This is a genomic window from Pseudalkalibacillus sp. Hm43 (genome assembly GCF_054170705.1).
This window is the reverse complement of record NZ_CM135129.1, coordinates 3,076,303-3,101,459: the sequence shown is the minus strand read 5'-3', so window position 1 is coordinate 3,101,459 and position 25,157 is coordinate 3,076,303. Positions and strand designations below refer to the sequence as shown.

Genomic DNA, 25,157 nt, shown 5'->3' with positions numbered 1-25,157 from the left:
TTCAACTCCCTCTTTCCTTCTCGACATTGAATTTCACTTCGATTGTCGTGCCTTTCCCAGGCTGACTGTAAATGTCCATTTTGCCTCCCATGATTTCTGCACGCTCTTTCATGCTCGACAATCCGAAAGACCAATTATGCTCACCGTTTTCAGGGACAGGAAAACCGACGCCATCATCGACAACCTTCATGACCACTTCATTCATTTTCCTGTATAAATAGAGTCGTACTTCATTCACCCGTGCATGTTTATGGACATTGTTAAGCGCTTCTTGCCCGATACGCCACATCGTTTCTTCAACCAACCTAGGGATATTCCCTACCCCTTCAATATATTCCGTGACACCCAAACCAAGCGACTGTCCGTACTTTTTGAGAGATACAATCACGCCTTCTTCCAGTCCGACCGGTCTTAACTGCCAAATCATCGAACGCATTTCACCGACCACTTCTTGTGAAAGACCCTGCATTTCCGTCAACGATTCAAGAATCGTTTCGCTGTTTTCCAACTGTTTCACATATTCTCGTAATCCACGCGCAGTCAGACTGAGGGAAAACAATTTTTGATTCACAGAGTCATGAAGATCGCGTGCTAACCGGTTCCGTTCCTCAATTAGGGCCAGCTCTCTTGATCGTTCAAACAATCGCGCTTTTTCCAGGACGAGAGAAACATGATCGCCTAAAGCCTTCAATACTTCATGCTCTATTGCTGACGAATTCCCTTCTTGTACCCCGACCAAGCAACCGATCCATTCTTCTCCAATCAATAACGGTACGACAAATGACCGCTCTATGTCCAAACCAGCTTGTTGCAAGTCTGATTTCACCATTTGTTGCTCGAGCGTTTTTTGCAGATCCCCGCCATTAGCAATCGGATACCGTTTGTGTGTTTTCTTCGAACCTTGAGGACTGAAAATGGCGCGTAACGCTAGTACGTCGTCTTCCTTTATGAAAAATGCGAGATTTTCCAGGCCGAACAGCTTTCCGACTACATCCACCGTATTTTGAGGAAGGTGATGGATGTCATTCATCTTCCAGATGGAGCGGCTGATTTCATCCAGCTTCGTGTACTGATCTGCTTTCGTTTGCTGGGCTTCGTACAGCTTCGTTCGCTTAATCGCTGTCCCAATTTGGAATGAGACCGACTGCAATAAGTCCAGCTCATCCTCTGTGAATTCATTTTTCCCTGGCTCTGCTACATTGAGAAGACCGAACTTTTCTCCACCAGCAATCAATGGAACGGTCGCATGATGGGTAATACCTTTCGTGTCGCCCCAATCATATTCGATCGCATCTTCAATACGCTTACAGTTGATGATGTTTACCGCCTTCTGCAGACGTCCATCCCAAATCTTATCCAAGCACCAGCAGCTTCCCTGGCACATCGGTTTCTTATCATCCCAAGCTAATGCTGGCGGCAGATTGACATCGGCGATGAAGGCATAGATCGGTTCTTCATCGGTCAAAAAGATCCACCCTGTCGACAAGCCGGTCACTTCCAACAGCTTTTCCAAAACCGACTGAAGCATCTCACGTACATTATTGGATTGGTTCAATGTTTCAGCGATGACTTTCAAAGTGTGGACTCTCGACACCATACTCCCCCTCCCTTGCTGAAATCTGTATGTATTTCAGATCAGAATAGTAAAAATCCGCCATTTTTATGATCTACATCAAGAATATCATAAAATGACGGATTTGATTTCTTCTTATCGGAGTTGTCCCGTTTGTGTTTTCGCAAGTTTCTCAGTCATTTCAAAGAGAAGAATCGCCATCTGTTCCAGACGCTCAACTGCTTCTCGGTCTACAAGGTTGTAGTCTTCGTCATAGCAATACGGATCGGATACGAACTGGTCTGGCAACACCATTGCGTATAAACCTCTCAACACCGTTCGCATATTGTTCACCGCATTGATACCGCCTTTGCTCCCACCTGAAGCTGCCGCAATTGCAACTGGTTTATGCTTGAAATGCGAGCCACCAAGGAAATCCAATGCGTTCTTCAATGCGCCACTCATACCATTGTGGTATTCAGGAGATGCAATGAAAAATCCGTCTGCTTCCTCTGCCTCTTTGTACAGCTTCTGAAGCGTCATATTGTTTTCATTCCCACCGTCACCTGGGAATAGTGGTAATTTTTCAAGGCCGAGATCAATATATTCGACCGAAGCACCTTTCTCTTCAAGCAATTCCTTCATCAATTTCGAAATACCCCGTGTTCTCGATTTCTCCATCGGGCTTCCATTCAACACTAAAATCTTCATAAAGTACATCACGCCTTTTAAAACAAGTTATAGTATTATTATATGTTTTCCTGACTGTATGAACATCCGAAATACGGCTGAAGTTTTCTACGACTATAGTTGTAGACGTTAAAGAACGCCTGTTATCAACGCTACATAAGCAAGTCCGGAGCCTAGGACGGCTAACGGAACACTGATGAGGATCGGCCATCTTCTTACAATGGTAATTGCGGTAAGCGCAAATACCACAATCGCACCTAATCCCCAAAGGAAAACCTTCATCGTCCACTCGAAGGTCAGAACGGTTTGCGAATCGATTGTTCCATTAAACTGAGACATGAACAATGGAGATGGATCCTCTTGTAAAATCGTGCGCCACACTTCATGCGGTGGGACCTGTTGTGACAGGAACGCTGTTACCCCGAACACGAATAGGATCAAGATCGTTTCGCCACGTAAGGAACGCAGGACATATCGATTCCCTTTCGTTTGGATCGCTTTCTTCAAATACACACCGTGTAACACGGCATACAGGAACAATGGGATCAACAAGAGATGTTTGATCAATAAGGCTTGTCCGTAGTTCAATGCCCACGAATCTACATATTGTGGTGCGACGATTTCATTGATCAACAAGCCGCCACCTGTCAATAAAAGTACAGCTCCAATCGAAAATGGCGTGTACCAATTCAAGAAAGGTATCCAGTTTGAGTCTTCCTTCGAACTCCATGCCACATAAAGCAATACACCCACCCATCCAGTAACAGCAAGAACGTGGATGAAATGGGCGATGAATCCGATGACCGGATATAGGGATGCTGAGTGGCTCGCAAAGGAATAAGAGCTCATCAAAATCACCGTCAAGAACGCACCTAACCGAGCGTAAAAAGTTGTACTCTGAAGATCATTTTTATAAACGAGTAAAAGGAGTACAACGGAAATCATGATGCTCGCCAACCATGCCTTTCCGATATTGAATTCAAACAACACGGCTGTAAACGTATCCCAATAGCCGACACTTTCGGATAAAAACCCGATAATCTGCAAGAGGGATATGAACATAATGATCGGAACAAGGACGATGAGCCATAACAGCAGCTCTTTTGGGACCTTTACTTTCGGCTTTTTGTTCTCTGGTACGGATGCAAGCAGCAATCCTCCGAACAATAAAGAAAATACGAGATAGAGGACACCTTTGAAGAAGATGATCATGCTTGGCCCTTCTTCCTAATCACCCAGATAAGAAAGCCTATTCCAGCAAGTATGAATAGACCTGCGATAATGAACACAGTAGGAGACAACCCGTCTTCTACTGCTCGCTCATCTGTCGGATTCGTTTGATTAGCGGACTGGTTTGCATCCTCTTCAGATGTTTGTTCGTCGCCATCTTCATAATCTGGTGCTGCTGTTTCCGAATCGTCTTTTGTCTCTTCTCCACTCTCGACTTGGAAAGAATATTCCCCGTCAACGACGTGGCTATCTTCTGAAATGATTTCATACTTGACGGTATAAGAACCCGAATTGAGGGGTTCTACCGTTTGTCCGAGCATGACGTTACCATCAATTTGGACAGCTTCGACATCAATTTCCTGACCCTCTTCATCGGTCACGATGAATTGGCTGCCTTCCTTAATATCAGTACTGAATTCAAAGGTGATGACATCCAAAGCATATTTGACGACCTCACCATCACTTGGAGTAGTGCCTTGTAAATTCGCATGTGCGAATGTTTGAATGGGAATTATGAAAATCGTTAATAAAATGGTAAGTGCGCAGAACATTTTCTTGTGCATGATGGATTCCGTTCCTTTCTCAAAACTTTCGAATCCATCTTATCACCTAACTCATGGTAATTCTACTTTGTTCACACATCGTTCTTTTTTGCGATGGAGTCAGGCTCCTCCGTGCTTACGTCCTCTTATCATTCTTTTACGATAGGAAAGAGCGGATGGCTAACTGGAAACGATCCTTTTCTTCCAAGAACGGATAGTGATTGCTGTACTGGAATCTTAAGAATATAGAGTCTTCCATCAGATCGTACATTTCCTCTGAACAGCGGATAGGGCATTGTACGTCATTCTCTCCACATACGATGAGCGTTGGTGTTTTGACGAACTTCAACCGGTCTTTCAAATCAAAGTGTTGAAATTCATGTTCACCGAAATAATTCAAGCGATCCGCCGCAATCTTTTTGAAAATATCCGCTGAGAAATACATTTCGTATTTTTCAGGATCGTTCAACGAAAGCTTAGTCCGTTCCCTGGTGAGCAATTTTCGTTCATCTGGATGCAAATTTTTCGACTTCAATTTTTCAATCAAGTCTTGCATGATCTGAAACTGAGGATGATCGTGGTGATAGATACTATTCTTCGTATCCGCATATTTGCCATCTGCTGCACTTCCGACGACAATCAATTGACTAAGCGCTTCAGGAACATCAGCTGCATAATGCAACCCTAACATTCCACCTGTGGAGTGTCCTGCGAACGCCCATTTATCATACTCCATCGCTTTTCTGATAGATTCAAGATCCTTGACAGTCTCTCCCATCGATAGTTCATCTTCTGTTTGATAGGACGAGGATTTTCCAGCTCCCCTTAAATTCACTAGAATCGTTTCATACCTTTGTGTAAACGTGTCTGCAAAGTGGTCACCCGTTTCATTGAACTCTGAATATAAATGCGTTACACACACGGGCTTACCTCTACCCTTCGTGAAAATCTCAAAATCTCCCCGATCGGTACGTATGATCTTACCTCTCCAGCTACCCAATGTCTCACTCCTTTCCATATACCTATGGTCCTATTGAGTGAATTTCCCCTTTTTAGTGATCCGAAACCCTTGTATAAACGTATACTGAATGAGTTCTCTTTGAAACAAGTGTAAACTAGTATATGCTTAGAGAAAACATTGTCAAAAGGAGAATTGAATGAGTGAGAAGGATTTCGAGCTCTATGAACGGGTTTTGAAGCAAGATAGAAAAGCCCTAGAGCTCCTATACGAACGCTACGAAAAGCTGCTTTTCTCATTTGCATACCGCATGACGAAACGAAGGGAACTTTCCGAAGAGATCGTCCAGGAGGTTTTCATCAAACTATGGACGAAACCTGGTATCTATGACCGCTCCAAAGGTAAATTCTCTTCCTGGCTCCTCACTGTAACAAGGAACACAAGCATCGATCATTTGAGAAGAAAAAATGAAAACACATACGAAATTGAAGATAGAGATGCATTGCAAAAAGACGAACCCACCATCGAAGAACAAGTAGAATGGAAGGAAGACGGTAGACGTTTACGAAAGGCTATGAAGATTTTAGGAGACGAACAACGAGAAATCGTCGACCTCTTCTACTTCAAAGGGCTATCGCAAAGTAAGATTGCTGATAAGTTCCAAATTCCACTCGGCACAGTGAAAGGCCGGTTGAGGTTGGCTCTGAAACACTTACGTAAAAACTTGGAATCTACTGGGCAAGGGAGGGATCACCTATGACAAATCAAGATCGTTGTGAAATGCTACTCGATTATTTCAATCAATGTCTTGATGCAGATGAAAAGAAAATCTTTGAGGCACATCTTTCCGAATGTAAAAATTGCCAAGAAGAATTACAAGAGTTAGAAGAACTGACGGCTGATCTTCCGTACGCCTCCGAACCAGTAGAACCTAATGAAGGTATGAAAGAGCGGATCCTCTCCACCGTATTTGAACAGCCGATTGAGACAGAAGGATCTGGTGGTGAGAAGAACGCACTCATTTCCAATGTCCAACCCATTCGTCCAGCTGAATCGACATCTACCAATAAGTCGGCTAAAAAACCGAAACGATGGATTCAACCGTTACTCGCTGCCTCTTTACTTCTATCTATGACAGCGAATGTCTATTTTTATATGAATGATCAACAGACGCCTGTTGTGCTCCCGGACGATAGTGTCAATCAAGTCCTGAAAAATGTGGAACTGGCTGCGACTGAAGGATTTGATGCAAGTGCACAAGCTGCAATGATTGAGAAAGAAGACGGAATGTCACTCGTCATGCAGGCGAATAATCTACAGGCAGTATCAGGGACTGAAGCCTATCAAGTCTGGTTGATTGATGCGAACGGTGAAAAATTCAGAGCCGGAACCTTCCTGCCGAACGAGAACGGTCAAGGCGGTGTCATCCACCCTGTAAAAATTGAAGGTGATCATGAATGGGATACAATTGCCGTAACCCTTGAGCCGACTCCGGACAGCGAGCAACCGAAAGGGCAGATCATCCTCGCCTCCAAGCTATAAATCTTGAAAGAACATCCTCCGGGATGTTCTTTTTTTCGCCCTCTTTATCCATGGTTCATCAAAAAATATAAATTTTTTTCATAAAAAAGTGATCCGTTTCGTGATCGCTCTCGTTAGCCTTACAAATAAGTAAAAAGGAGAGATTCACACATGAATTTGAAAAAAGGACTTGTCGCAATACCATTAAGCACATCATTAATTCTAGGAGGCGTCGCAACAACAGCATTTGCTGATGATCATGCGAAACCGACCGTAACGACACCTGCATCTGAATTACGTACATCGCTCGATCATCTCCTTAGTGAACACGCATACTTAGCGGTTGAAACGATGCGTAAAGGTGCAGAAGGAGCGGGAGACTTCGAACAAGCCTCTGGCGCATTGATGGCAAACGCAGACGACTTGAGTGCAGCAATCGCTTCTGTATATGGTGAGGAAGCTGGTAAGCAATTCGACGAAATGTGGAAGGGTCATATCGGATTTTTCGTTGATTATGTAAAAGCAACTGGCGCGAACGACGAAGCTAAGAAACAAGAAGCGTTAGACAACCTCGCAAACTATCGCCAAGAATTCTCGAAGTTCCTGGAAACGGCTACGGAAGAACGTCTTGAAGCCGGCGCACTAGCTGAAGGACTTCAAATGCACGTGAAGCAATTGATTGGCGCATTTGACGCTTATGTCGCTGGAAACTATGAAAAAGCTTATGAATATGAGCGTGAAGCAATCAACCATATGTACATGGTCAGTAAAGGTCTATCCTCTGCTATCGTACAACAGTTCCCAGACAAGTTTGAGAACTCGAAAGCTGTAACACCTGCAAATGACTTGCGTTCTAACCTGAACCACCTGATGACAGAACATGTTGGATTAGCGGCAATGGCGATGCAAAATGGCATTGACGGCTCAGAAGATTTCGAAGCCTCTGCCCAAGCACTCGCGAACAATACAGAAGATCTAACCGCTGCAATCTCTTCTGTTTATGGTGAAGAAGCCGGTATGAAATTCAAGGAGATGTGGTCTGGTCATATCGGTAACTTTGTCGAATATGTAAAAGCAACTGGCGCGAACGACGAAGAAAAGAAACAAGCGGCACTTGATGCCCTATCTGAATACAAGGCCAACTTCTCTCAATTCCTTGAAACAGCAACGGAAGGACGTTTGAAAGCGGACGCGCTATCTGAAGGATTGCAAATGCACGTCGATCAACTAGTTGCAACTTTCGACAGCTATGTAGCAGAAGATTATGATACGACTTACACAAACCTTCGTGAAGCTTATGCACACATGCTGAAGCCAGCAGCAGGATTATCTGGAGCATTCGTCGATCAATTCCCTGACAAGTTTGCAGGAGAAATGCCGACAGATATGCCAAAGACAGGTATGGGCGGAACAGCTGATCAAGGGATGTCACTTACCTCCATTCTACTCGCTGGATTTGCAGCTTCTATTGCACTTGCCATGCTAGCCGTTAGAAGACTCGGTGGACAAACAAAATAACCATTCATAGAGAGGAGGTTCTCCTTCTCTCTTCCTTCTTAAAAAAGGATGATTTTGATGATGAAAAGAACGACAATGTTGATCAGTATGATCGTTTTCGTTCTGGCTTTAGCGGGATGTATGAACGAAGCGAATAATGATTCAAATGGACAGGAAATGAAGGCAGGTACTGAGGACTCTTCAGAAAGAGAAACAGCGAAACAAATGGATTCATCTGACACTAGCGCGGACCAATCCTCAAGTGATGTTGAAATCATTAAGGATGAACGCAAAGGGATCGTCCCGGTTACGATTGAAATTCCTGCTATTGATGTAAAAACGAAAGTCGAACATGTAGGGACACTCAATGATGGTCGGATGGATGTTCCGAAAGATGCGGATAACGTCGGCTGGTATAAACCCGGAACCATGCCAGGTGCCCAAGGGAACTCCGTCATTGCAGGACATGTAGATGATTTGACGAGCCCAGCCGTATTCTATCATCTTCATAAACTGAAAAGCGGAGACGAAATCATCGTGGAAGATGAATCGGGGCAAAAGCTTACTTTTAAAGTGGTTCAGTCGGATGTATATCCACGACAAGACGCACCGATTGAAAACATTTTCGGATTTTCATATCGAAGCATGTTGAATCTGATTACCTGCACGGGTGAATACGACCCGAATACAACTGAACGAGAAGAGCGGCTCGTCGTGTCCGCCGAACTTGTTAAAAATCAATAATAGAACCCCAAATGAGCGATTCATTTGGGGTTTTTCAATATGGGGAGCAAATCATGCATTGCTTCGTACCCCTATCTCTCTTTTTTCTCCGTTTCGGGGTGCAATAAAGCTTTATGAGTACTCATAAATCCCTGTGGAGGGTGCATATCCTAATATCATATCGATTCGTTTCTTTCCATGACCCTCTTCGTACGTTTGCCTCTTCTTTGCAACAAATTCAATGCATAAATGTTCATGATCAGCCAAACGGCACCAGCTGCAAAACCGGCAATGACATCACTTGGATAATGGACGTGCAGATAGACCCTGGAAATCCCGATCAGGAAAATCAGCAGACCGACAAGCACACCCACATACCAGGTAGATCGCCCTTTTCTCTTCATATATTGGATAATCAGATAGCCCATGATTCCATATGCAGCCATAGACACCATCGCATGTCCGCTTGGAAAGCTGTAGCCCCCCACTTCAATCAGGTGTTCAATATCCGGTCTTGCGCGTTGGAATGAGAACTTCAACGCTCCGTTCAAGCCCCAAGCACCAAGAATTGTCGTCAGCAAGATGAACGATTCAGCTTTCAACTTCTTAAAAAGAAGAATGGCTAAATAGATTGGGACGACGACCAGATATGTACTTGTATTTCCGACATGAGTGACCGTTATCATAAATTCCGTCAGCCATGGGACTTGCAAGCCATGAACTAAATCTGAAAGCACACCGTCGAAATCACCTAATTCATTTTCCAGAAGACTGTCCGCAAATTGTGCAAATACTCCGATCAGACCTAAAACGACCAAGATGCCAAAGATCAATCGAATACTGATTTTCTGTAACACTTTATGGTTCAAAGTGGTTTCTATTTTTCCCATACCATGTATCATCCCCTTCTCGACACGACTTTTCATTCAAAAAATGTCTATTACTTGTTTGATTCCCTATTTTACCCTGAAACGAACATGCCCTCTGGTTCGTATATGTACCATGAATTCCATTTTTTATGAATTCAAGAAGGGATTTTAATTTCCTTTATTGAAATAACAATATCACAGAAAAATATACGGGGTGGTCTATTGATGAGGTTTGGGCGGAAGCAGAGAACAATCATTCTTACTAAGCCAACAAGGGAACTCGAGCACAAACTGGTCTTTGTCGGGAGTTTGATCGGATTCTTCCTCTCTTTCATGTATTTTGTGTTCTTCGAGTTTATGTATGAATCCATGAATGACATGACACACGCCATCATTTCCAGCTTATCAGGAGCGATTGCATCACTCGTAGCTTATCTGTGTCTGAATCTTGTGGATTACCAAACAAGGAAATTCGCTATCTGCATTGCCATCTGTTCCATTTGGGGTTTGCTCAGTGTGAGTTTCTTCTACTGGATTCCAGCAATCATGCTGTTATCCTCCACTTTCCTTTGTTTTTGGAGAAAGAATAAAGAGATACGTGTTGTTAAATAAAAAAGAGTGACAAGCGGGCTGCCTGTCACTCTTTCTTATTTGTGAGATCATTTCGTGGCATGCGCATGTTTCTTCATCGGCATTGGCGTCTCTTCCTCTTCATCATCCTCTTGATTGGAGGTTTTCAAGCGGACTTCTTTCAGGAATAACACCAGACCGACGGCGACCACCATCATGATGGCTCCGAACATGAATGCGCCACTCAGTGCATCGCTTAAAGCCGTACGCATCATTTCTACCACTTTCACGAACGTATCAAGTTGGTCTTGAGGAAATTGAGATCTGATCGCTTGAAGCTGGTCCGGGTCCATCAATAGCTTAGGATCACTCAACTTTTCCACTGAACCACCTGTAGCACCGCTTGAAACAGCTTCTGCTGAAGATTTCATGTTTGAGCTCATGATGATATTCATGATCGCCCCCATGATCGATACCCCGATCGTTCCGCCTAACTGACGGAACAGCTGGACAGAAGAAGTCGCAACGCCCAGATGCTTATATGCAACTGCATTCTGTATCGTAATCGTAAAGATCGGGAAACTGCATCCTAACCCAAGACCGATGATGATCAATCTTAGAATCGCATCCATATTCGTGCTGGCACTCGTCAAGGTCGTCAGAGAGAATATACCGATTCCCATCGTCGTCAGACCAAGTATTGCAAGTTTTTTATATTTTCCTGTCCTAGTGATGAGCTGCCCGACAATCGTACTGGATGCGACCATGCTGAGCATCATCGACATCATGATGAATCCGGTTGTCGTAGCAGAAGTACCAATTACACCTTGTATGAAAAACGGCATATACATGATTGCCCCGAACATTGCCATACCGATCAACAATCCGATGACGTTGGAGATAGTGAAGACGCTGTTCTTAAATAAATTGAGCGGCAATACAGGGTTCTCCACCTTCTTTTCGGCAACCAAAAAGGCGATCAACGAAACAACTGATAAGGCAAAAAGCCCGATCACTTGAAACGATCCCCATGCAAATTGATTTCCTGCCCAGGAGAACGCAAGCAACAGCGGTATGATTGTCGCGGCCAGGAACACCGAGCCGAAGTAGTCGATTTTCCCATGCGCCTGGCGAGGAACACTCGGAAACAACCGCATGATCAGGATGAATGCGACGAATCCGACTGGTAGGAAGATCCAGAAAATCCACTTCCAAGCAAAATGGTCGACAATATATCCCCCCAGCGTTGGTCCGAACACACTCGCCAAACCGAAGACAGCACCCATCAACCCTTGCCATCTCCCTCTTTCACGTGGAGAGAAGAGGTCTCCAATCGATGCAAATGCAGTCGAAAAGATCATTCCGCCAGCAAGACCTTGAAATCCACGATATAAAATCAACATGAAAATGCTGGTCGCTGTTCCGCACAGGAAGGTCGCAATAATGAACATTCCTAGCCCCAACAAAATGAAAGGTTTCCGTCCATACATGTCGGACAGCTTCCCTACCAAAATCGCTGTCACACTAGAAGCGAGCATGTAAATTGTAAAGATCCAACTGAAATAAGGCATGCCTCCGAGATCGGATACGATTTTCGGCATCGCTGTTCCAATGATTGTCTGGTTCAATGCGGCAAACAACATGGATGCTAGCACGGCTACCATTATCGTAATTTTCTTTCTTAGTGGTAAATGTTCCATACGTTCGTTCTCCTATCCTTCATAAGATGAATAGTTCACTTAATGAAGTATTTTTCAAAAAATGAAGCTTTAATCATATATTTTAGAAAAAAGCCGCAACAATTCTTCAATATCTTCGTCTTCAAGGTTTTTGAATTTACGTTCCATGTATTCATGCTTACGTAATTCGAGGGCTTGGACCTGCTTACGCCCTTCCTCCGTAATGCTTAAATAAACGACTCTACGATCATTCTCAGCACGGTTCCGTTGTACGAGGTTCCGTTGAACGAAACGATCGGTCACTGCCGAAATGTGGCTCATCGCTACATTGAATTCTTGAGACAGCATCGAATTCATGACCTGCCCTTTTTCCATGATGAATTTCAAATACGAAAAATCGGCTGCAGTGCATTCATCTTCAAATAGCTGATTGATTTCTTTTCGGAACATCCGAAAGGTCTTCCGAAAGCTTTTTTCCAAGTCCCAAATCAACTGGTCACGTTTCTCCATACTTCACACCTATTCAATCCTCTTCCTATTTTTAACCATTTCATTATAACAGATTAGAGTAGGTGTTACGAACGAAAAGGCTTCAAGATCGTGGTAAATAATTCCTGTTTTGAACATGTTAAGAAGGAGAATACATAGAGAGTCTGTAAACCTTACATAGTGTGTTTTTTGTTATGAATTATCAATTTGCATCAATTTATACTATACTTATAGTGGAGTTCTGATTGAAAGGAAGAGTCAGATGAACATTGGCTTTTACTTATTACCTAAAAGCGAAGTGAAGTACTTGAATCCTGAATCGACCATACGCCAAGCACTTGAAAAGATGTCTTATCACAAATATACGTCCGTACCACTAGTGGATGAAGACGGAAAATATTCGGGTACGCTTACTGAAGGTGATTTGCTATGGAAACTGAAAGATGACATGGATAAAGAGGAAGATTATGAAGAGGTCATCCAAAGAACGAGGTTGAAGGATGTCCCTAGGCGGGTTCAAAACATACCGATTTCCATCAATGCGAATATGGAAGACCTGATTACGCTCGCGACGGATCAAAACTTCATCCCGATCACCGATGATGATGGTCATTTCATCGGTATCATCCGTCGGCGCGACATCATCAAATACTGCGCAAGTGTCATCTGGGAAAACAAACAAACCAATTAATCGACAATATGAATGGAAAAAGAGGATGACAGGCTGTCATCCTCTTTTTAATGCGCAAAATCTTTGATGGATACATTAGGCACTTTTTTCAAATCCAAAAACTCTGAACCGATCTTCAACAACGGTCGATGAGGTTGTTCATATGGTATGAACGTGATGACTGCATTCTTCTGGCTGTTCAGCAGGACGTTCCTTCCTACATATTGTTTCATAAGATAGCGGACGAATTCTTTCACCACGGCTTGATTCAGCCTCCCCATTTCCGCTTCTTTCACGAGCTGTTCAATGGCAACGAATGAAGAGCGTCCCTCATGGTAATCCCTTTCTGTACAAATCGCATCATAAATATCTGCAACGGCCAATATTTGAACCAAGTACGGAAGATCATCGGCTGTCCTGCCATCCGGATAACCCGTACCATCCAAACGTTCATGATGGGCTAATGCACCGATTGCCACCAATGGATTCAGATTCGGGATTTCACTTAAAATCTCATAACCGTAACGTGTATGCAGCTTGATCGTTTCGTATTCTTCATCACTTAACCGCTCAGGTTTCTTTAGAATGTCGTTTTTGATTTTCGTCTTTCCAATATCGTGAAGGATCCCCATTTTCCCCAACAGGAAGATTTGTTCTTCAGGAAGCTTGAGCACCTTCCCGATCACTCCGGCGACAAGACCGACATTCATACTATGCCGATAGGTCACCTCATCATGATCTTTTACATCATAGATGAGAGAGATTGCCTGATCTTCATCTTCCAGCACTTCTTCAAGCACAGATGAAAACTGGTTAAAAACAATATTCACCTTGTTCTTCAGGTTGGTTTGGATATTCGTGAATAACTTTTTGATACTTGTAACGGCTTGATCATATGCTTGTTGTATTGGTGGATCATCACTGTTTATGATGGTGGCTGGAATGATTTCTGATGAACGACCTACAGATGGTAATGGCTCCCCTTCATAAAACCATTCATGTTTGTCCAACATGTCAATCTGCGCTTGCGTCAGCACCGTCCCCTGTTTCAGAAGCAGAATCCCTTTTTTCGAATAAACGTTTGAAGCTAAACAGATTCCCTCATGCAAATCATTATTATTTTCCAATTAGACATCCCCCCATGTCTAAATAAAAACCCTTCAAAAAACTTGCAATGTAAACTTAATTATAGTATACATGCAAAATTATCCAACCGCTATTTAAATTTGTAGAGAATTGAGCTAAAAGGGGTTCGTTTTTATCGCCATAATAACGGGTAACCTAGTTGTATCGTATTCTCATGTGGAGGAAACCTAGATGAAACGTACACGCCAATTCTTTTTCAGCATTGCGATGATTATCTGCTTTGTCATGATCTTATCTACTGAACAGTCTTATCAGGTGAAGATTTTTGCTGCAATCATTTATCTATCCATCGTCCTGTCCGTTTGTTATGTATTGATGCTTGAGAACCGTTCACCTTATAAAACCTTGTTATGGATCTACGTCATCCTGTTCATTCCAGTAATCGGTTATATCACGTTCATTTATTCCGGGCAGCTGGAGGTGAAAGGGCATCTCTTCAAACAGAAGAGACTTTCGAATTTCAAGCAATCCCTTTCCATGCAACTTGATCACAGACCCTCCCATAAATGGACACATTTGAGTGAAGATGAGCGTGAATTTTCCAAATTGATCACTTCCCTCAGCGGCCAGAACATCAGCTTTTTCTCGCATACGGAAGTGCTTCGGAACGGTGACAAGAAATTCCCTAGGCTGATAAAAGAATTGAAGCAAGCAAAGGACTTTATTCATATCCAGTATTACATTTTCCGTTCAGACGATATCGGCAAAGAAATCATCGAAGTGCTATGTGAAAAAGCAAAAGAAGGCGTGGAAGTCCGGTTTATCTTTGACGGAATCGGTAGTATCGGGTTGGCTGACAGTGACCTATCGAGAATGAGAAAAGCGGGGATTGAAGCACATAGCTTCTTGCCGATCCGCAAAGGATTTTTCAACCAAAAGTTCAACTTCCGGAACCACAGGAAAATCGTCGTCATCGATGGTAAAATCGGCTTCGTCGGTGGTCTTAATGTTGGTAATGAGTATCTTGGAAAAGATGAACGCTTCGGTTATTGGCGCGATACGCATCTGGTTTTACAAGGAGAAGCATTACGAGACCTTCATCGTGTATTCCTGTTGGATTGGAGTTATGTGCAAGATGATTCTCTTTTCCAAGAAAGGTATCTGGATGTTGAACCACATGATGAAGGAGGCGGTATACAGGTCGTTCCAAGCGGGCCAGACACCTCCCAAGGCATCATGAGTTATCTATACTACAGCATGATTACGAACGCTAAGAAATCGGTTTGGATTACGACACCTTATTTCATTCCGAGTAAAGAAATACGGACAGCTCTATTGATTGCTGCAATCAAAGGTATCGACGTTCGCCTCATCGTCCCTGAAAAGAGCGATGGATTCCTCACCCAATATGCGACCCGTTCTTATTTCAATGAATTGCTGCAGTATGGGGTGAAAGTGTATATGTATCGTAAAGGTTTCACACACCAGAAAACGATCATCGTTGATGGAACCTATGCCACATTAGGTACCGCGAATGTCGACTTACGGAGTTTCCATCTGAACTTTGAAGTGAATGTGTTCATGTTCCGGACACCGTCAATCGACACACTCATCCGTCACTATGAAGAGGATATTGAGGACAGTGTAGAGGTGGATCTGGATACTTATCGACAAAGAGGGATTGCACTTAGAACCAAAGAATCCTTTTGTCGCCTGTTTTCTCCCGTTCTATAAAGGCGGGAGATTTCCTTTTGTCCGGAATCATGAAACGAAACACTCCAAACCGTACATACTAAACACATTACGATGAATGAAGGATGTGTTTGGATGTTTGGTTGGGTATTTGTAGTCGGCTTTTGGTTGATCGGTACCATCATCGCCGCAAGTCCGGGAATCCTATTCCGACTGATCGAGAAAGAAAAGGAACACCTTAGAGAAGAATCCTCAGAAACGCGGTTCAGAGACCATATGGCATCGATTTTCTTCAGTGTCGAAGAGAAAATCTTAAGCTCGATCCCCTGGTGGTCCCTCACGCTTTCCTGCTCGATTCTTGCGGTCATCTTCTTTACATTCGGTTTCATTGCGTTAAGCTTCGTGTTGGCAGGTTGATGGGTTTTAATCCTCCTGGAATAAAGACTCCAGATTGACGTACCATCGACCGGTCAAACTAGTACGTTCAACAGTCAGCATCGCCTTACGCTTTTCAAGTCCTTTACCGGTGCTTACAGTGATTTCGACAGGAAATTCTGCAAGGTGAAAATCCTTGTGATCCACTTTTGAAAAAGGTCGATCCGGAAAGATGAAAAACAAATTTTCCAATAATGCATTGTGTGCGGATGACTCGATCGTTTTCTGAATGATCGAGTCATCTTCTTGATTGACAGCCAGCATGAAAACATTCGCCATTTGTTCACTTGATGCATGTTCAATGTAATCGTCCAGTCGATCAGAAGCTTTCATAATCATCAATTGATGAGAGGGATCTTCCTTACTGGAACGATGGGTCGTGCTCTTGGGTAAGTGGATGCAAAAATGCCCTGGAAAATTGTTGGCGAGAGCACCAGCTCCGTGAGGCATACCGTGCATGGACGCAGGAATGAGATGGGTACCTTTACGAATGAAAATCGCTCGTCTTTTCCAGCTCCATTTCCCATCATAAATCGCCTTCATGATCGACGTATCCACTTTGGTAAGAGGCTGCACATCTGCATGACGTGAACCCGCTCTCCTTTGGACTTGGAAGTAAAGTCCCGTTTCATAATCTACGACTTCAAACGAGCTTCCTCTCGGTATGATTTCACTCGTGTCTTCCCATGTCTTCCAAGTGATTTGCTCTGGAATGTATGTACCATCATCGAAAATTGTAGGCAATTGCTCGACTTTGATCCCTTTTCCATGAAGTTCATCAGTCATGCAACTGAATAATAGTATACCGATTGTAATGGTACACAAAGCTGTTCGCATCATCATCTGTTCTCCGTTCTAAATGAATTCTTCTTCACTATTGTGTTGCAAAAGGAGAACAATCTATAACAGGTAATATTTTGTACAGATTTGGTGTCTTTTTCTAGTATGGATTTACCGAAGAGACAGGGAAGGATAAGTATAAGGAGGGTGGGATCATGATGATTGAAAACAAACGACAAAAGAAAACCTTAGTCGAAATTGAACATCCACGAATCCGAGAAATTGAAGAACGTACCGTACACCCAGGTGTGGAAGAAGAACGTGAACAACAATTCATGTTTGAGTCCTATGACGACTACAGCGATCGTCAAGCACAAGGGTAAGGGTAAAAAAAGGGGTAGCCAGTAAACCGGCTACCCTCTTTTTGGTTTCTTTTTACGTTTTTCCTCCACCGACACGGATCCGTGGATCGATTAAGCCATAAGCTATATCAATTAGGAGAATCATGACAACAAATAAAAATGAATAGAACAAGGTCGTACCCATAATGACCGGATAATCATTTGTCATAATGGAACGTACGAATTGTTCACCCAGGCCAGGAACAGAAAAGATCCGCTCGATGACAAGTGTACCTGTCATGATTCCGACCAACATCGGTCCAAGTACTGTGATCAAAGGAATCAATGCATTTCGGACAGCATGAACGAAGATGACTTTAGCTGTGCTGACACCCTTCGCTTTCGCAGTAACGATGAAGTCTTGTCCGAATACTTCCAATAACTCTGTACGCATGAAACGGGCTGCAACCGCCATTGGGAATATCGCCAAAGCGATGGTAGGTAGAATTGTGTATTCGAAACCTTCCCAGAAAGCGACTGGCAACCATTCTAATTTAACCCCTATATAATACTGAAGTAACCCGGCAAACACGAAACTCGGAATCGATACCCCAATAACTGATATTGTTGTTGACGTATAATCCAACATAGAATTGTGCTTTAGGGCAGCAATAATTCCTAATAACATACCGACCAAACTTCCAATAATCATGGATTGAAGCCCTAAGTAGGCAGACGGACCGATCCGATCCATGATCATCGTCGTCACGCTACGGCCATCAAATTGGAATGAACTCCCGAGATCCCCCTGAACGAGATTCACCAAGTAAGTGACATACTGTACAGGAACCGGTTCATCTAAATTATATTTCTCTAAGATCATCGCTTCCTGTTCAGCAGTAAGCTTCTCTGATAATGCCAAAGGCGAACCTGGCATCAATTTCATTAAGAAAAAAGTTGCAGAGGCTATGACGAACATTGTAATCAATAAGTACATAACCCTTTTCAAAATGTAACTTTTCATCTGACATCCCCTTTTTTTGTCTGACTTTTTCGATATTTTACAGTATAATAAAAGAAGCATATGGAAAAAAGTGAAACTTTTGAAAGGAGTTGTTCCCCTTTTATCGGGGAGAAAGATGAAGTACGGAACTTACTACCTGCAATTGTGCGATCTTTTCTCAACTGAAGAATTGGTTGAAGTGCCGTTGAAACGGCTGGCTGAAGAGTGGGAAATTACGACTCGGTATGCGAAAAAGATCATACAAGAATTGAATAAGGAGAATTTTATCGATTGGACTCCTGGCAAAGGCCGTGGGAACGTTTCAAGGATACGTCTGCTTTATAGTAAGCATGATGTCGTCTTTGGCATGGCGAAAGACCATGTACGGAGAAGAAAAATCCATGAAGCTTTCTCTGTGATACATAATCATGCTCCTGAGGTGAAAGAGAACTTTGTCGATTGGTTATCGGATCCTTCTTTATAATACGAAAAGAGGTTGCCCTAAAAGAGTCAGCGTGGACTCCTTTAGGACAACCTCTTTTTATATTCAAATTGATATTAGCTGGAATAAATGTTGATTTCAAGAGAATTCACGAGACTCCTGCGGGAACAGCGAGCCAGGCGAGACCCCGCAACGACCATATGGAGTATGGATAAGGATCTTTGACTAAGCACCACCACGTCCTGTGGGAGTGAGGAGGCTCGCGGTTCGCCCGCGGAAAGCGAGTGAATTTCGAAGAAATCAAATACTACTTCAACAGCTTCTTCATAATCTTGAGACCATGCTTGTATGAAGGATAGCGGAACACGATGTCAAACCGGTTCGTCTGCTTGATGATACTCTTTTCATGAGAAAACGCGTCAAAGCTCGCTTTCCCATGATAACTACCTGTACCGCTCTGCCCTACTCCACCGAATGGCAAGTAAGGAGAAGCGACATGAATCAACGTATCATTGATACATCCTCCACCAAAAGATAAAGAATCGACAATATAACGTTGATTCTCGTCCTTCTCAGTAAATAAGTAAAGGGCAAGCGGCTTCGGATGAATGCGTACATTCTCGACCACTTCTTTAATTTGATCAAATTCTAATACCGGCAATATCGGACCGAAGATTTCATCCTGCATGACAGGATCGTCCCAGGTGATCTCTTCTATTAAGGTCGGCTCAATAGCAAGTGTCTCTGCATCGACTTTTCCACCGGTAATGATTTTTCCCTTTTCTAAGTAACGATTCAAACGTTGAAAGTGATTTGTGTTGACGATATGCGTCATTTCTTCATTTTCAAGTGGATTGTCACCATATAACTCTCGAATGTACTCAAGCATGTATTTGATCAATTCAGATTTGACACTCCGCTGGACATAAAGATAGTCCGGTGCGATACACGTTTGTCCGGAGTTCGTGAACTTGCCCCAAACGATTCTTTTTGCAGCCAATTTCAAATCGGCCGTTTCATCTACGATTGCAGGGCTTTTCCCACCGAGTTCTAGTGTGACAGGGATCAATCTTTTTGATGCAGCTTCCATCACGATCTTTCCAACGTTGACGCTACCTGTGAAAAAGATTTTATCGAAGTCTTGATCCAATAATGTTTGACTGACTTCAACTCCACCCTCTACGACTGCCACATACTTTTCGTCATAGATATCTGTAATAACCTTAGAAATGATGTTGGACACAGTAGGCGTCAGTTCCGAAGGCTTGATGACCGCACAGTTTCCTGCTGCAATTGCCCCAATCAGAGGTGATATCTGAAGGGAAAATGGATAATTCCATGGAGCGATGATCAATGCGACACCATATGGTTCAGGATGGATGTAGCTCTTTGTCCCGAAGTGCGTCAACGGTGTTTTCACCTTTTCAGGTTTCATCCAATTCTTCAATTTTTTCATCGTAAACCCGATTTCCTTGTAAAGCATGCCGATTTCGGTGGAATAGGATTCGAATTCGGATTTGTTCAGATCTGTTTTTAACGCCTCTATAATTTCACGTTCATATCGCTGAATGGCAGCTTTCAGCTTTTCCAGTTGATTAAGCCGGAACGTCTCAGATTTCGTTTCACCAGTGAAGAAATATTCTTTTTGTAAATGTAGGATTTGCTCTATATTTTGCAAGGTTATCGATCTCCTTGTGTTAATTGGTTCAAACTCTTAAACATAATGTACCCCACTTCCATCTCCTCGTCAATTGATACGGATGAACAGGGTATTTTTTTACACTTTTTGATAAGATAAGCTTAGTACATATTAGAGGAGGGTTCTCATGCATCCTTTATTGAAAAAGATGAACTATAAAGGACAACCTGAAATTTGGGTGATCAAAGCACCAGATGAATTTGAACCGACCATGACGGAAATCGCCGATGAAGTGACAATTATGGAAGATTTAAAGGCTGGAGAAAAGATCAACTTCGTTTTAGTCTTTTCCTATGAAAAAGAAGATGTGGAACCATTTGTGAAAGAGTTGCTTCCTCAACTAGAAGAAGAAGCAGTCGTATGGTTCGCATATCCGAAAAAAACGTCCAAAAAATATAAGTCGGACCTTACTCGGGATACGGGGTGGCAACCGTTAGGAGACGCTGGCTTTGAGGGTGTCAGACAAGTTGCGGTTAATGAGGATTGGTCCGCAATTCGATTCCGGCATATCGATTACATCAAAACGTTGACACGTGAAAAAAAGAGAGCGATGAGTGTCAAAGGGAAAGAACGAGAAATTTAAAGGGACTGGCATCGCAGCCAGCCCCTTTCTTGTTGAACCTTACTTTTCAGTTTTGGCGAATTCCTTTTCTTCCTCGTTCGTCGGGATACCTTCCCTCGTTCTCGTAATTTCTCTCGTCAGGTCGTCGACGCTTGAACGGACATTCCCTTTTCCAGAGAAGTTTTCAATCAACTCTTTCACGTCTAACCCAGAGGATGCTTTCAACGATTCTTGAAGGGTCGACATCAAGTTCGTAGCGTAACCCGTTACTTTGTTAGCACCGCCACCTGCACCACTTCCTGTATCTACGACTGTGATCTTATCGATATTCGAAAGCGGGCTCGCTACTTCCTTCGCATAAGACGGAAGCATATTCACGATCATGTCGAGGATCGCCGCTTGACCATACTGTTCAAATGCTTCTGCAATCTTCTGCTTCGCTTCCGCTTCTGCAAGACCTTTCAGCCGGATGACATCAGCTGCAGTTTCTCCTTGAGCACGTTCCGCATCCGCTTTCGCAATACCATCGATACGGACTTTTTCAGCTTCTGCACGTGCCATCGATTCGATGCGGTATTGGTTTGCATCAGCTGCTGCAATTTCACGGCGCTTATCTGCTTCCGCTGATTGTTCCACCGCATATCGATCCGCATCCGCCTTTTTCTTGACTTCAGAATCGTATTGCTTCTCACGACGTGCGATTTCTTTTTCCTCTAGCTCGATCTGCTTTTGACGTTCAATGATCTTGATTTGCATTTGTTGTTCTGTAACCTCTTGCATCGCACGTGCTTCTTCTAGATGATATGACTGGTCAGCACGCGCTCTTGCCTGATCTTGCTCCTGGCGGTATTCTGCGATTTTCATCTGGTTGTATTTTTCTGCTTCAGCCACTTCAGTCGCACGTTCGAGCTCAGATTTCTTCGCGTCTTTATCCGCTTCCGCCCGCTTGATTCGAGTTTCCTTCTCTGCTTCAGCTGTTGCGATGTCCGCATCCCTTTTCACTTGAGCAATACGAGGCTTACCTAGGGATTCCAAGTAACCATTTTTGTCACGGACATCTTTGATGGTGAATGAAACGATGTATAGTCCCATTTTCGCCAGATCTTGTGTCGCTACACGTTGTACTTCTTGGGAAAACTTTTCACGGTTCTTATAGATTTCTTCAACGGTCATGGAACCAAGAATGGAACGGAGATGTCCTTCTAGTACTTCCCGCGCTTCATTTTCACGGTCTTCTTTCGTTTTACCTAAAAACTGTTCCGCTGCCGTTGCAATTTCACCGATCGAACCACCGATTTTGATGATTGCCGTTCCGTCCGCCATTACTGGAACACCTTGTTCAGTGTAGACCTCCGGCGTTTGGACATCAATTTTACTTGATAAAAGGCTTAACGACTCTGCCTGTTGGAAAACAGGCAACACGAACGTTCCTCCACCTCGGACGATTTTGATCCGATTTCCTGATTCATCAATATTTACATTTTTGGAACCTAAATAGCTACCAGTTACGATCAGGGCTTCATCAGGACCTGCCGTCCGGTATTTGGATACAAAAACACCAATGAGTGCAAGAATGAAAAGACCGACAATCCCACCAACAATGAAAATCAAATTCATAAGAACCTCCTAATATATGAAATTTTTATTTTACACGTTAAAAGAAGCTCGTTCATAAGGGGTTACGTGTAGTACCCCGCTTTCAATATCAATGACCAGAATTTCAGTACCTTCCGCAATCGGGACGTTCTCCAAGCTTTTAGCGGATTTGGCAATGTTGCCGCTTGTTCCGGATATAAGCACTTCTCCAAATCCGTCAGGAGGAATTGAGATGATGACCTTACCTATCCGTCCTTGTAAATCTTCCAATGCATACGTATTGGACTCTTCCGCTGAGGAAAGCGGAACAAGGACAAAAACGTTCAAAAGAGTGACAAGAAGTAATGCTGACACGACCGATCCTGCTAAAATCAATAAACTGTGGAGACCTGTCACTTTTTCTAAAACGAATCCCGTTCCACTCAAAATAGTGACGAAGGAGAGGACGAGGGTCGGATTGAAGAACGTATCCGACAGCACCTCGAACATCCCTTCTAAAAGATCGCTCATTAAGATGTATACGAATGTCAGAATTCCACCGATGATGAGACCATAGAGGTAAAGCGTTTCCATGGTATACCCGAACAGTTCCATACGATCCCCTACTCGTTCGTGACGTTAGTTTGTTTCGCGAGTTTCTCCTTGAGGAGGTCCAACTCTTCATCGAGCTTTGTTTTTTGAGTCATTTGTTTGAGTTCATCGTCAAGTGTTCGACTTGCGGTATTCAGATCTTCACTTGTTTCTGCTTCGGCTTCAAATCGTAGGACTTTCTCTTCCATACGTTTAAAGCCCTGTTTCGAGCCTTCACTGTTGTGCATCGACATGGAGCGATTGATGTTTGTTCTTGCCTTTGCCGATTGGGCTCGGGATTTTAACGAAGCTTTCTTCATTTCCATGTCTCGGTATTCCGATTTCATTTCAGCTAACTTCGCTTTTAGATCTGCAGCGGTTTTGGATGCTTCTACATAGAGATGTTGTAACTGTTCTGCTTCTTGCTGCATACGGAGCTTATCTTCAAGAGCTCGTTTCGCAAGGTCTTCGTTCCCTTCTTGCAGCGCTTGTACCGCTTGCTCTTCACGCTTTTTGATCATACCTTCTGCTTCTTCCCACTTCAGCTTCAAAAGCTTTTCTTCGGCCATGATTTTGGCAGTCGCCTTTTCGGCTTCCTGGATGTCAGAACCCATCTCACGCAAATATTGATCGACCATCTTAATCGGGTCCTCAGCCTTATCAATCAAGTTATTCAACTCAGAATGGACAACCGTTTTGACTCTTTTAAAAAGCTCGAACACATGAATCCCCTCCATTTTTTTACTCATCATGTAATGAAATACTGAACTTATATTCATTATTTATTACGGCTATAAATGTAAAAAGTTTCAATTATTTTCAAAATATTATCATAAAAAAGAAGGTCGACGTTATTGTCGACCTTCCTGTTATGCTGTCGTTCCTACTTCAAGGATTTGCATATCTACTTCCACTTTGATTGGTATATCAGGATACATATCGTCCCATTTTTTAATATCAAAACCTGTCGTTCGATTACGTAAAATACTTCCTAGCCCAAGTGGGTCGATATTGTGCTCTTGGAAATCTTTGATCATTTTCAATGCTTCTGTTTCGTTGAATTTTTTGATCGTTTTTTCCATTTGCCTTAATTTATCAGGGGTCATTTCTAGAGATAATGTAGGAGCATCATTTATGATACCGGTCATCTTGATCTGGATTGTGAATTCCGGATTGTTTTTATCTCCTTCTAGAACATAACGAACCTTGGATCCTATACTTTCCACCACAATGTAATTATTCTTAAACTTTACTTCTTGGGTGGCTTCCTTGAAATTTTCCTTCATCAACGTAAAGGTATAACTTTTATCATAGGGAACCTTGTATACGAATTTCCCATCGTCGAAGAACGCAATGCCATCTAGCTCAATTTCATCTCGATCATTCAATTTAATATAAGGAAGAAAACCATCTCTCCCTACCCCAAAATGGGTATACAGAAATTCATGCAAGTTCGTTCTCGGATAATTCGTGGCTGAATTTTGTTCAATTAATCCTGAAATGAATTTTCCCGTCGTTTCTTTCTTCGATTTACCTGCATTGAGGATTTCCTCCGTCTCACCTTGTGTGATGGCTAAGAAAATATTCCGTCCGATTCGGGGATCCCTTGCCATACTGTCGATAATGGTCCCTACTCCTTTTTTCGCCAATTCCTCACTGTAGAGAGCTACTTTCAGCGTCCCGACGGAAATCGGTTTGGAGGCTTTTGCTTGTAGCTTCGTATGGATTTGTTTGGTGGAATGTGCTGTTGTCGTCAAGGTTTCTTCAGTCACACCGGTTCCTTCTTCCACTTTGGAAAAATGAGGAACTACAATTGTACCACGGATTAAATCTCCATCTTCGTAATCATATCCAACGATCTGCACTAACGAAATATCCTCAATACTCTCTCGGGGTAAACACCCTGACAGAGGGAGAAGACAAGAAATCATCAAGATCAAAAAGCCGAAGCGCTGTCTCAA

General features: G+C 43.1%; 27 protein-coding genes. 11 read left to right on the top strand and 16 right to left on the bottom strand.

Translation table 11 applies throughout. The annotated features are described in order from the left end of the window. Nucleotide 1 precedes the first annotated feature (1 nt). The 5 genes from ACXQIQ_RS16115 to ACXQIQ_RS16095 all read right to left on the bottom strand — a co-directional run bounded on the left by ACXQIQ_RS16115 (nucleotide 2) and on the right by ACXQIQ_RS16095 (nucleotide 4,993). Complete coding sequence (locus tag ACXQIQ_RS16115) at nucleotides 2–1,597, bottom strand: GAF domain-containing sensor histidine kinase (RefSeq protein WP_439301352.1); 1,596 nt, start codon at nucleotides 1,595–1,597, stop codon at nucleotides 2–4. A gap of 111 nt (nucleotides 1,598–1,708) precedes the next feature. After that, nucleotides 1,709–2,263 (bottom strand): NADPH-dependent FMN reductase, encoded by a 555-nt coding sequence (locus ACXQIQ_RS16110; RefSeq protein ID WP_439301353.1) that lies wholly within the window; start codon nucleotides 2,261–2,263, stop codon nucleotides 1,709–1,711. Between the two features lie 108 nt (nucleotides 2,264–2,371). Then, nucleotides 2,372–3,454, bottom strand: coding sequence for a copper resistance D family protein (locus ACXQIQ_RS16105; protein WP_439301354.1), 1,083 nt, complete (start codon nucleotides 3,452–3,454; stop codon nucleotides 2,372–2,374). Then, entirely contained in the window at nucleotides 3,451–4,035 is a 585-nt protein-coding gene (locus tag ACXQIQ_RS16100; protein ID WP_439301355.1) for a copper resistance CopC family protein, read from the bottom strand. Before ACXQIQ_RS16100 ends, ACXQIQ_RS16105 begins: the two co-directional genes overlap by 4 nt. A gap of 136 nt (nucleotides 4,036–4,171) precedes the next feature. Next, entirely contained in the window at nucleotides 4,172–4,993 is an 822-nt protein-coding gene (locus ACXQIQ_RS16095; protein WP_439302002.1) for an alpha/beta fold hydrolase, read from the bottom strand. Nucleotides 4,994–5,171: 178 nt separating this feature from the next. Between ACXQIQ_RS16095 and ACXQIQ_RS16090 the strand changes: the two genes are divergently transcribed. From ACXQIQ_RS16090 to ACXQIQ_RS16075, 4 genes are all read left to right on the top strand, one after another. Then, nucleotides 5,172–5,732, top strand: a complete 561-nt coding sequence (locus ACXQIQ_RS16090) for an RNA polymerase sigma factor (protein ID WP_439301356.1) — start codon at nucleotides 5,172–5,174, stop codon at nucleotides 5,730–5,732. Next, the gene (locus ACXQIQ_RS16085; RefSeq protein ID WP_439301357.1) at nucleotides 5,729–6,514 is read left to right on the top strand and encodes an anti-sigma factor; all 786 of its coding nucleotides are present in this window, start codon (nucleotides 5,729–5,731) and stop codon (nucleotides 6,512–6,514) included. Before ACXQIQ_RS16090 ends, ACXQIQ_RS16085 begins: the two co-directional genes overlap by 4 nt. Before the next feature lie 150 nt (nucleotides 6,515–6,664). Beyond that, nucleotides 6,665–8,011 carry a copper amine oxidase gene (locus tag ACXQIQ_RS16080; protein WP_439301358.1) on the top strand — a complete coding sequence of 449 codons (1,347 nt, stop codon included), beginning with the start codon at nucleotides 6,665–6,667 and terminating at the stop codon, nucleotides 8,009–8,011. 57 nt (nucleotides 8,012–8,068) lie between these two features. After that, nucleotides 8,069–8,734 (top strand): class F sortase, encoded by a 666-nt coding sequence (locus ACXQIQ_RS16075; protein ID WP_439301359.1) that lies wholly within the window; start codon nucleotides 8,069–8,071, stop codon nucleotides 8,732–8,734. A gap of 155 nt (nucleotides 8,735–8,889) precedes the next feature. Here ACXQIQ_RS16075 and ACXQIQ_RS16070 read toward each other — a convergent pair whose 3' ends face one another. Continuing rightward, on the bottom strand, nucleotides 8,890–9,603 hold the full coding sequence (locus ACXQIQ_RS16070; protein ID WP_439301360.1) for a phosphatase PAP2 family protein: 714 nt from the start codon (nucleotides 9,601–9,603) through the stop codon (nucleotides 8,890–8,892). Nucleotides 9,604–9,807: 204 nt separating this feature from the next. Here ACXQIQ_RS16070 and ACXQIQ_RS16065 point away from each other — a divergent pair, with 204 nt between their 5' ends. Beyond that, complete coding sequence (locus tag ACXQIQ_RS16065; protein ID WP_439301361.1) at nucleotides 9,808–10,194, top strand: hypothetical protein; 387 nt, start codon at nucleotides 9,808–9,810, stop codon at nucleotides 10,192–10,194. 47 nt (nucleotides 10,195–10,241) lie between these two features. On the opposite strand, the gene ACXQIQ_RS16060 is transcribed toward ACXQIQ_RS16065, so the two are convergent. Together ACXQIQ_RS16060 and ACXQIQ_RS16055 are read right to left on the bottom strand one after the other, a co-directional pair. Continuing rightward, on the bottom strand, nucleotides 10,242–11,852 hold the full coding sequence (locus ACXQIQ_RS16060; protein ID WP_439301362.1) for an MDR family MFS transporter: 1,611 nt from the start codon (nucleotides 11,850–11,852) through the stop codon (nucleotides 10,242–10,244). Between the two features lie 69 nt (nucleotides 11,853–11,921). Then, nucleotides 11,922–12,341, bottom strand: coding sequence for a MarR family winged helix-turn-helix transcriptional regulator (locus tag ACXQIQ_RS16055; RefSeq protein ID WP_439301363.1), 420 nt, complete (start codon nucleotides 12,339–12,341; stop codon nucleotides 11,922–11,924). 241 nt (nucleotides 12,342–12,582) lie between these two features. Here ACXQIQ_RS16055 and ACXQIQ_RS16050 point away from each other — a divergent pair, with 241 nt between their 5' ends. Beyond that, a complete protein-coding gene (locus tag ACXQIQ_RS16050) occupies nucleotides 12,583–13,011 on the top strand; it encodes a CBS domain-containing protein (RefSeq protein ID WP_439301364.1) in 429 nt (142 codons plus the stop codon). A 47-nt stretch (nucleotides 13,012–13,058) separates the two neighbouring features. Here the strand turns inward: ACXQIQ_RS16050 and ACXQIQ_RS16045 are convergent, their stop codons facing one another. Further along, nucleotides 13,059–14,117 carry an HD-GYP domain-containing protein gene (locus ACXQIQ_RS16045; protein ID WP_439301365.1) on the bottom strand — a complete coding sequence of 353 codons (1,059 nt, stop codon included), beginning with the start codon at nucleotides 14,115–14,117 and terminating at the stop codon, nucleotides 13,059–13,061. A 190-nt stretch (nucleotides 14,118–14,307) separates the two neighbouring features. Here ACXQIQ_RS16045 and cls point away from each other — a divergent pair, with 190 nt between their 5' ends. Both cls and ACXQIQ_RS16035 read left to right on the top strand, forming a co-directional pair. Then, the gene (gene cls, locus ACXQIQ_RS16040) at nucleotides 14,308–15,810 is read left to right on the top strand and encodes a cardiolipin synthase (RefSeq protein WP_439301366.1); all 1,503 of its coding nucleotides are present in this window, start codon (nucleotides 14,308–14,310) and stop codon (nucleotides 15,808–15,810) included. A gap of 93 nt (nucleotides 15,811–15,903) precedes the next feature. Continuing rightward, complete coding sequence (locus ACXQIQ_RS16035; protein WP_439301367.1) at nucleotides 15,904–16,185, top strand: hypothetical protein; 282 nt, start codon at nucleotides 15,904–15,906, stop codon at nucleotides 16,183–16,185. A 6-nt stretch (nucleotides 16,186–16,191) separates the two neighbouring features. On the opposite strand, the gene ACXQIQ_RS16030 is transcribed toward ACXQIQ_RS16035, so the two are convergent. Then, nucleotides 16,192–17,046: a hypothetical protein gene (locus ACXQIQ_RS16030; RefSeq protein ID WP_458025656.1), complete on the bottom strand. Its 855-nt coding sequence runs from the start codon at nucleotides 17,044–17,046 to the stop codon at nucleotides 16,192–16,194. 152 nt (nucleotides 17,047–17,198) lie between these two features. Between ACXQIQ_RS16030 and ACXQIQ_RS16025 the strand changes: the two genes are divergently transcribed. Next, nucleotides 17,199–17,366, top strand: coding sequence for a hypothetical protein (locus ACXQIQ_RS16025; protein WP_439301369.1), 168 nt, complete (start codon nucleotides 17,199–17,201; stop codon nucleotides 17,364–17,366). Nucleotides 17,367–17,418: 52 nt separating this feature from the next. Here ACXQIQ_RS16025 and opp3b read toward each other — a convergent pair whose 3' ends face one another. Further along, complete coding sequence (gene opp3b / locus ACXQIQ_RS16020) at nucleotides 17,419–18,348, bottom strand: oligopeptide ABC transporter permease (RefSeq protein WP_439301370.1); 930 nt, start codon at nucleotides 18,346–18,348, stop codon at nucleotides 17,419–17,421. Between the two features lie 115 nt (nucleotides 18,349–18,463). On the opposite strand from opp3b, the gene ACXQIQ_RS16015 reads away from it, so the two are divergent. Then, nucleotides 18,464–18,811, top strand: a complete 348-nt coding sequence (locus ACXQIQ_RS16015; protein ID WP_439301371.1) for an SgrR family transcriptional regulator — start codon at nucleotides 18,464–18,466, stop codon at nucleotides 18,809–18,811. A gap of 265 nt (nucleotides 18,812–19,076) precedes the next feature. On the opposite strand, the gene ACXQIQ_RS16010 is transcribed toward ACXQIQ_RS16015, so the two are convergent. Further along, nucleotides 19,077–20,447 carry an aldehyde dehydrogenase gene (locus ACXQIQ_RS16010; RefSeq protein WP_439301372.1) on the bottom strand — a complete coding sequence of 457 codons (1,371 nt, stop codon included), beginning with the start codon at nucleotides 20,445–20,447 and terminating at the stop codon, nucleotides 19,077–19,079. Between the two features lie 148 nt (nucleotides 20,448–20,595). Between ACXQIQ_RS16010 and ACXQIQ_RS16005 the strand changes: the two genes are divergently transcribed. After that, the gene (locus ACXQIQ_RS16005; RefSeq protein WP_439301373.1) at nucleotides 20,596–21,051 is read left to right on the top strand and encodes a DUF3052 domain-containing protein; all 456 of its coding nucleotides are present in this window, start codon (nucleotides 20,596–20,598) and stop codon (nucleotides 21,049–21,051) included. Nucleotides 21,052–21,090: 39 nt separating this feature from the next. Here ACXQIQ_RS16005 and ACXQIQ_RS16000 read toward each other — a convergent pair whose 3' ends face one another. From ACXQIQ_RS16000 to ACXQIQ_RS15985, 4 genes are all read right to left on the bottom strand, one after another. Then, nucleotides 21,091–22,647 (bottom strand): flotillin family protein, encoded by a 1,557-nt coding sequence (locus ACXQIQ_RS16000; protein ID WP_439301374.1) that lies wholly within the window; start codon nucleotides 22,645–22,647, stop codon nucleotides 21,091–21,093. A gap of 30 nt (nucleotides 22,648–22,677) precedes the next feature. Beyond that, a complete protein-coding gene (locus ACXQIQ_RS15995) occupies nucleotides 22,678–23,220 on the bottom strand; it encodes an NfeD family protein (RefSeq protein WP_439301375.1) in 543 nt (180 codons plus the stop codon). 8 nt (nucleotides 23,221–23,228) lie between these two features. Continuing rightward, entirely contained in the window at nucleotides 23,229–23,918 is a 690-nt protein-coding gene (locus tag ACXQIQ_RS15990) for a PspA/IM30 family protein (protein ID WP_439301376.1), read from the bottom strand. Nucleotides 23,919–24,065: 147 nt separating this feature from the next. Continuing rightward, on the bottom strand, nucleotides 24,066–25,127 hold the full coding sequence (locus tag ACXQIQ_RS15985) for a Ger(x)C family spore germination protein (RefSeq protein ID WP_439302003.1): 1,062 nt from the start codon (nucleotides 25,125–25,127) through the stop codon (nucleotides 24,066–24,068). Nucleotides 25,128–25,157: the final 30 nt, after the last annotated feature.

Coding starts and splice junctions, on each gene's coding strand:
- ACXQIQ_RS16100 (WP_439301355.1), bottom strand. CDS start 4,035: ATGCACAAGAAAATGTTCTGCGCACTTACCATTTTATTAACGATTTTC.
- ACXQIQ_RS16015 (WP_439301371.1), top strand. CDS start 18,464: ATGAAGTACGGAACTTACTACCTGCAATTGTGCGATCTTTTCTCAACT.
- ACXQIQ_RS16075 (WP_439301359.1), top strand. CDS start 8,069: ATGATGAAAAGAACGACAATGTTGATCAGTATGATCGTTTTCGTTCTG.
- ACXQIQ_RS16035 (WP_439301367.1), top strand. CDS start 15,904: ATGTTTGGTTGGGTATTTGTAGTCGGCTTTTGGTTGATCGGTACCATC.
- ACXQIQ_RS16060 (WP_439301362.1), bottom strand. CDS start 11,852: ATGGAACATTTACCACTAAGAAAGAAAATTACGATAATGGTAGCCGTG.
- opp3b (WP_439301370.1), bottom strand. CDS start 18,348: ATGAAAAGTTACATTTTGAAAAGGGTTATGTACTTATTGATTACAATG.
- ACXQIQ_RS16065 (WP_439301361.1), top strand. CDS start 9,808: ATGAGGTTTGGGCGGAAGCAGAGAACAATCATTCTTACTAAGCCAACA.
- ACXQIQ_RS16105 (WP_439301354.1), bottom strand. CDS start 3,454: ATGATCATCTTCTTCAAAGGTGTCCTCTATCTCGTATTTTCTTTATTG.
- ACXQIQ_RS16115 (WP_439301352.1), bottom strand. CDS start 1,597: ATGGTGTCGAGAGTCCACACTTTGAAAGTCATCGCTGAAACATTGAAC.
- ACXQIQ_RS16000 (WP_439301374.1), bottom strand. CDS start 22,647: ATGAATTTGATTTTCATTGTTGGTGGGATTGTCGGTCTTTTCATTCTT.
- ACXQIQ_RS16025 (WP_439301369.1), top strand. CDS start 17,199: ATGATGATTGAAAACAAACGACAAAAGAAAACCTTAGTCGAAATTGAA.
- ACXQIQ_RS16090 (WP_439301356.1), top strand. CDS start 5,172: ATGAGTGAGAAGGATTTCGAGCTCTATGAACGGGTTTTGAAGCAAGAT.
- ACXQIQ_RS16085 (WP_439301357.1), top strand. CDS start 5,729: ATGACAAATCAAGATCGTTGTGAAATGCTACTCGATTATTTCAATCAA.
- cls (WP_439301366.1), top strand. CDS start 14,308: ATGAAACGTACACGCCAATTCTTTTTCAGCATTGCGATGATTATCTGC.
- ACXQIQ_RS16030 (WP_458025656.1), bottom strand. CDS start 17,046: ATGATGATGCGAACAGCTTTGTGTACCATTACAATCGGTATACTATTA.
- ACXQIQ_RS15995 (WP_439301375.1), bottom strand. CDS start 23,220: ATGGAACTGTTCGGGTATACCATGGAAACGCTTTACCTCTATGGTCTC.
- ACXQIQ_RS15985 (WP_439302003.1), bottom strand. CDS start 25,127: ATGATTTCTTGTCTTCTCCCTCTGTCAGGGTGTTTACCCCGAGAGAGT.
- ACXQIQ_RS16050 (WP_439301364.1), top strand. CDS start 12,583: ATGAACATTGGCTTTTACTTATTACCTAAAAGCGAAGTGAAGTACTTG.
- ACXQIQ_RS16080 (WP_439301358.1), top strand. CDS start 6,665: ATGAATTTGAAAAAAGGACTTGTCGCAATACCATTAAGCACATCATTA.
- ACXQIQ_RS16070 (WP_439301360.1), bottom strand. CDS start 9,603: ATGGGAAAAATAGAAACCACTTTGAACCATAAAGTGTTACAGAAAATC.
- ACXQIQ_RS16055 (WP_439301363.1), bottom strand. CDS start 12,341: ATGGAGAAACGTGACCAGTTGATTTGGGACTTGGAAAAAAGCTTTCGG.
- ACXQIQ_RS16110 (WP_439301353.1), bottom strand. CDS start 2,263: ATGAAGATTTTAGTGTTGAATGGAAGCCCGATGGAGAAATCGAGAACA.
- ACXQIQ_RS16005 (WP_439301373.1), top strand. CDS start 20,596: ATGCATCCTTTATTGAAAAAGATGAACTATAAAGGACAACCTGAAATT.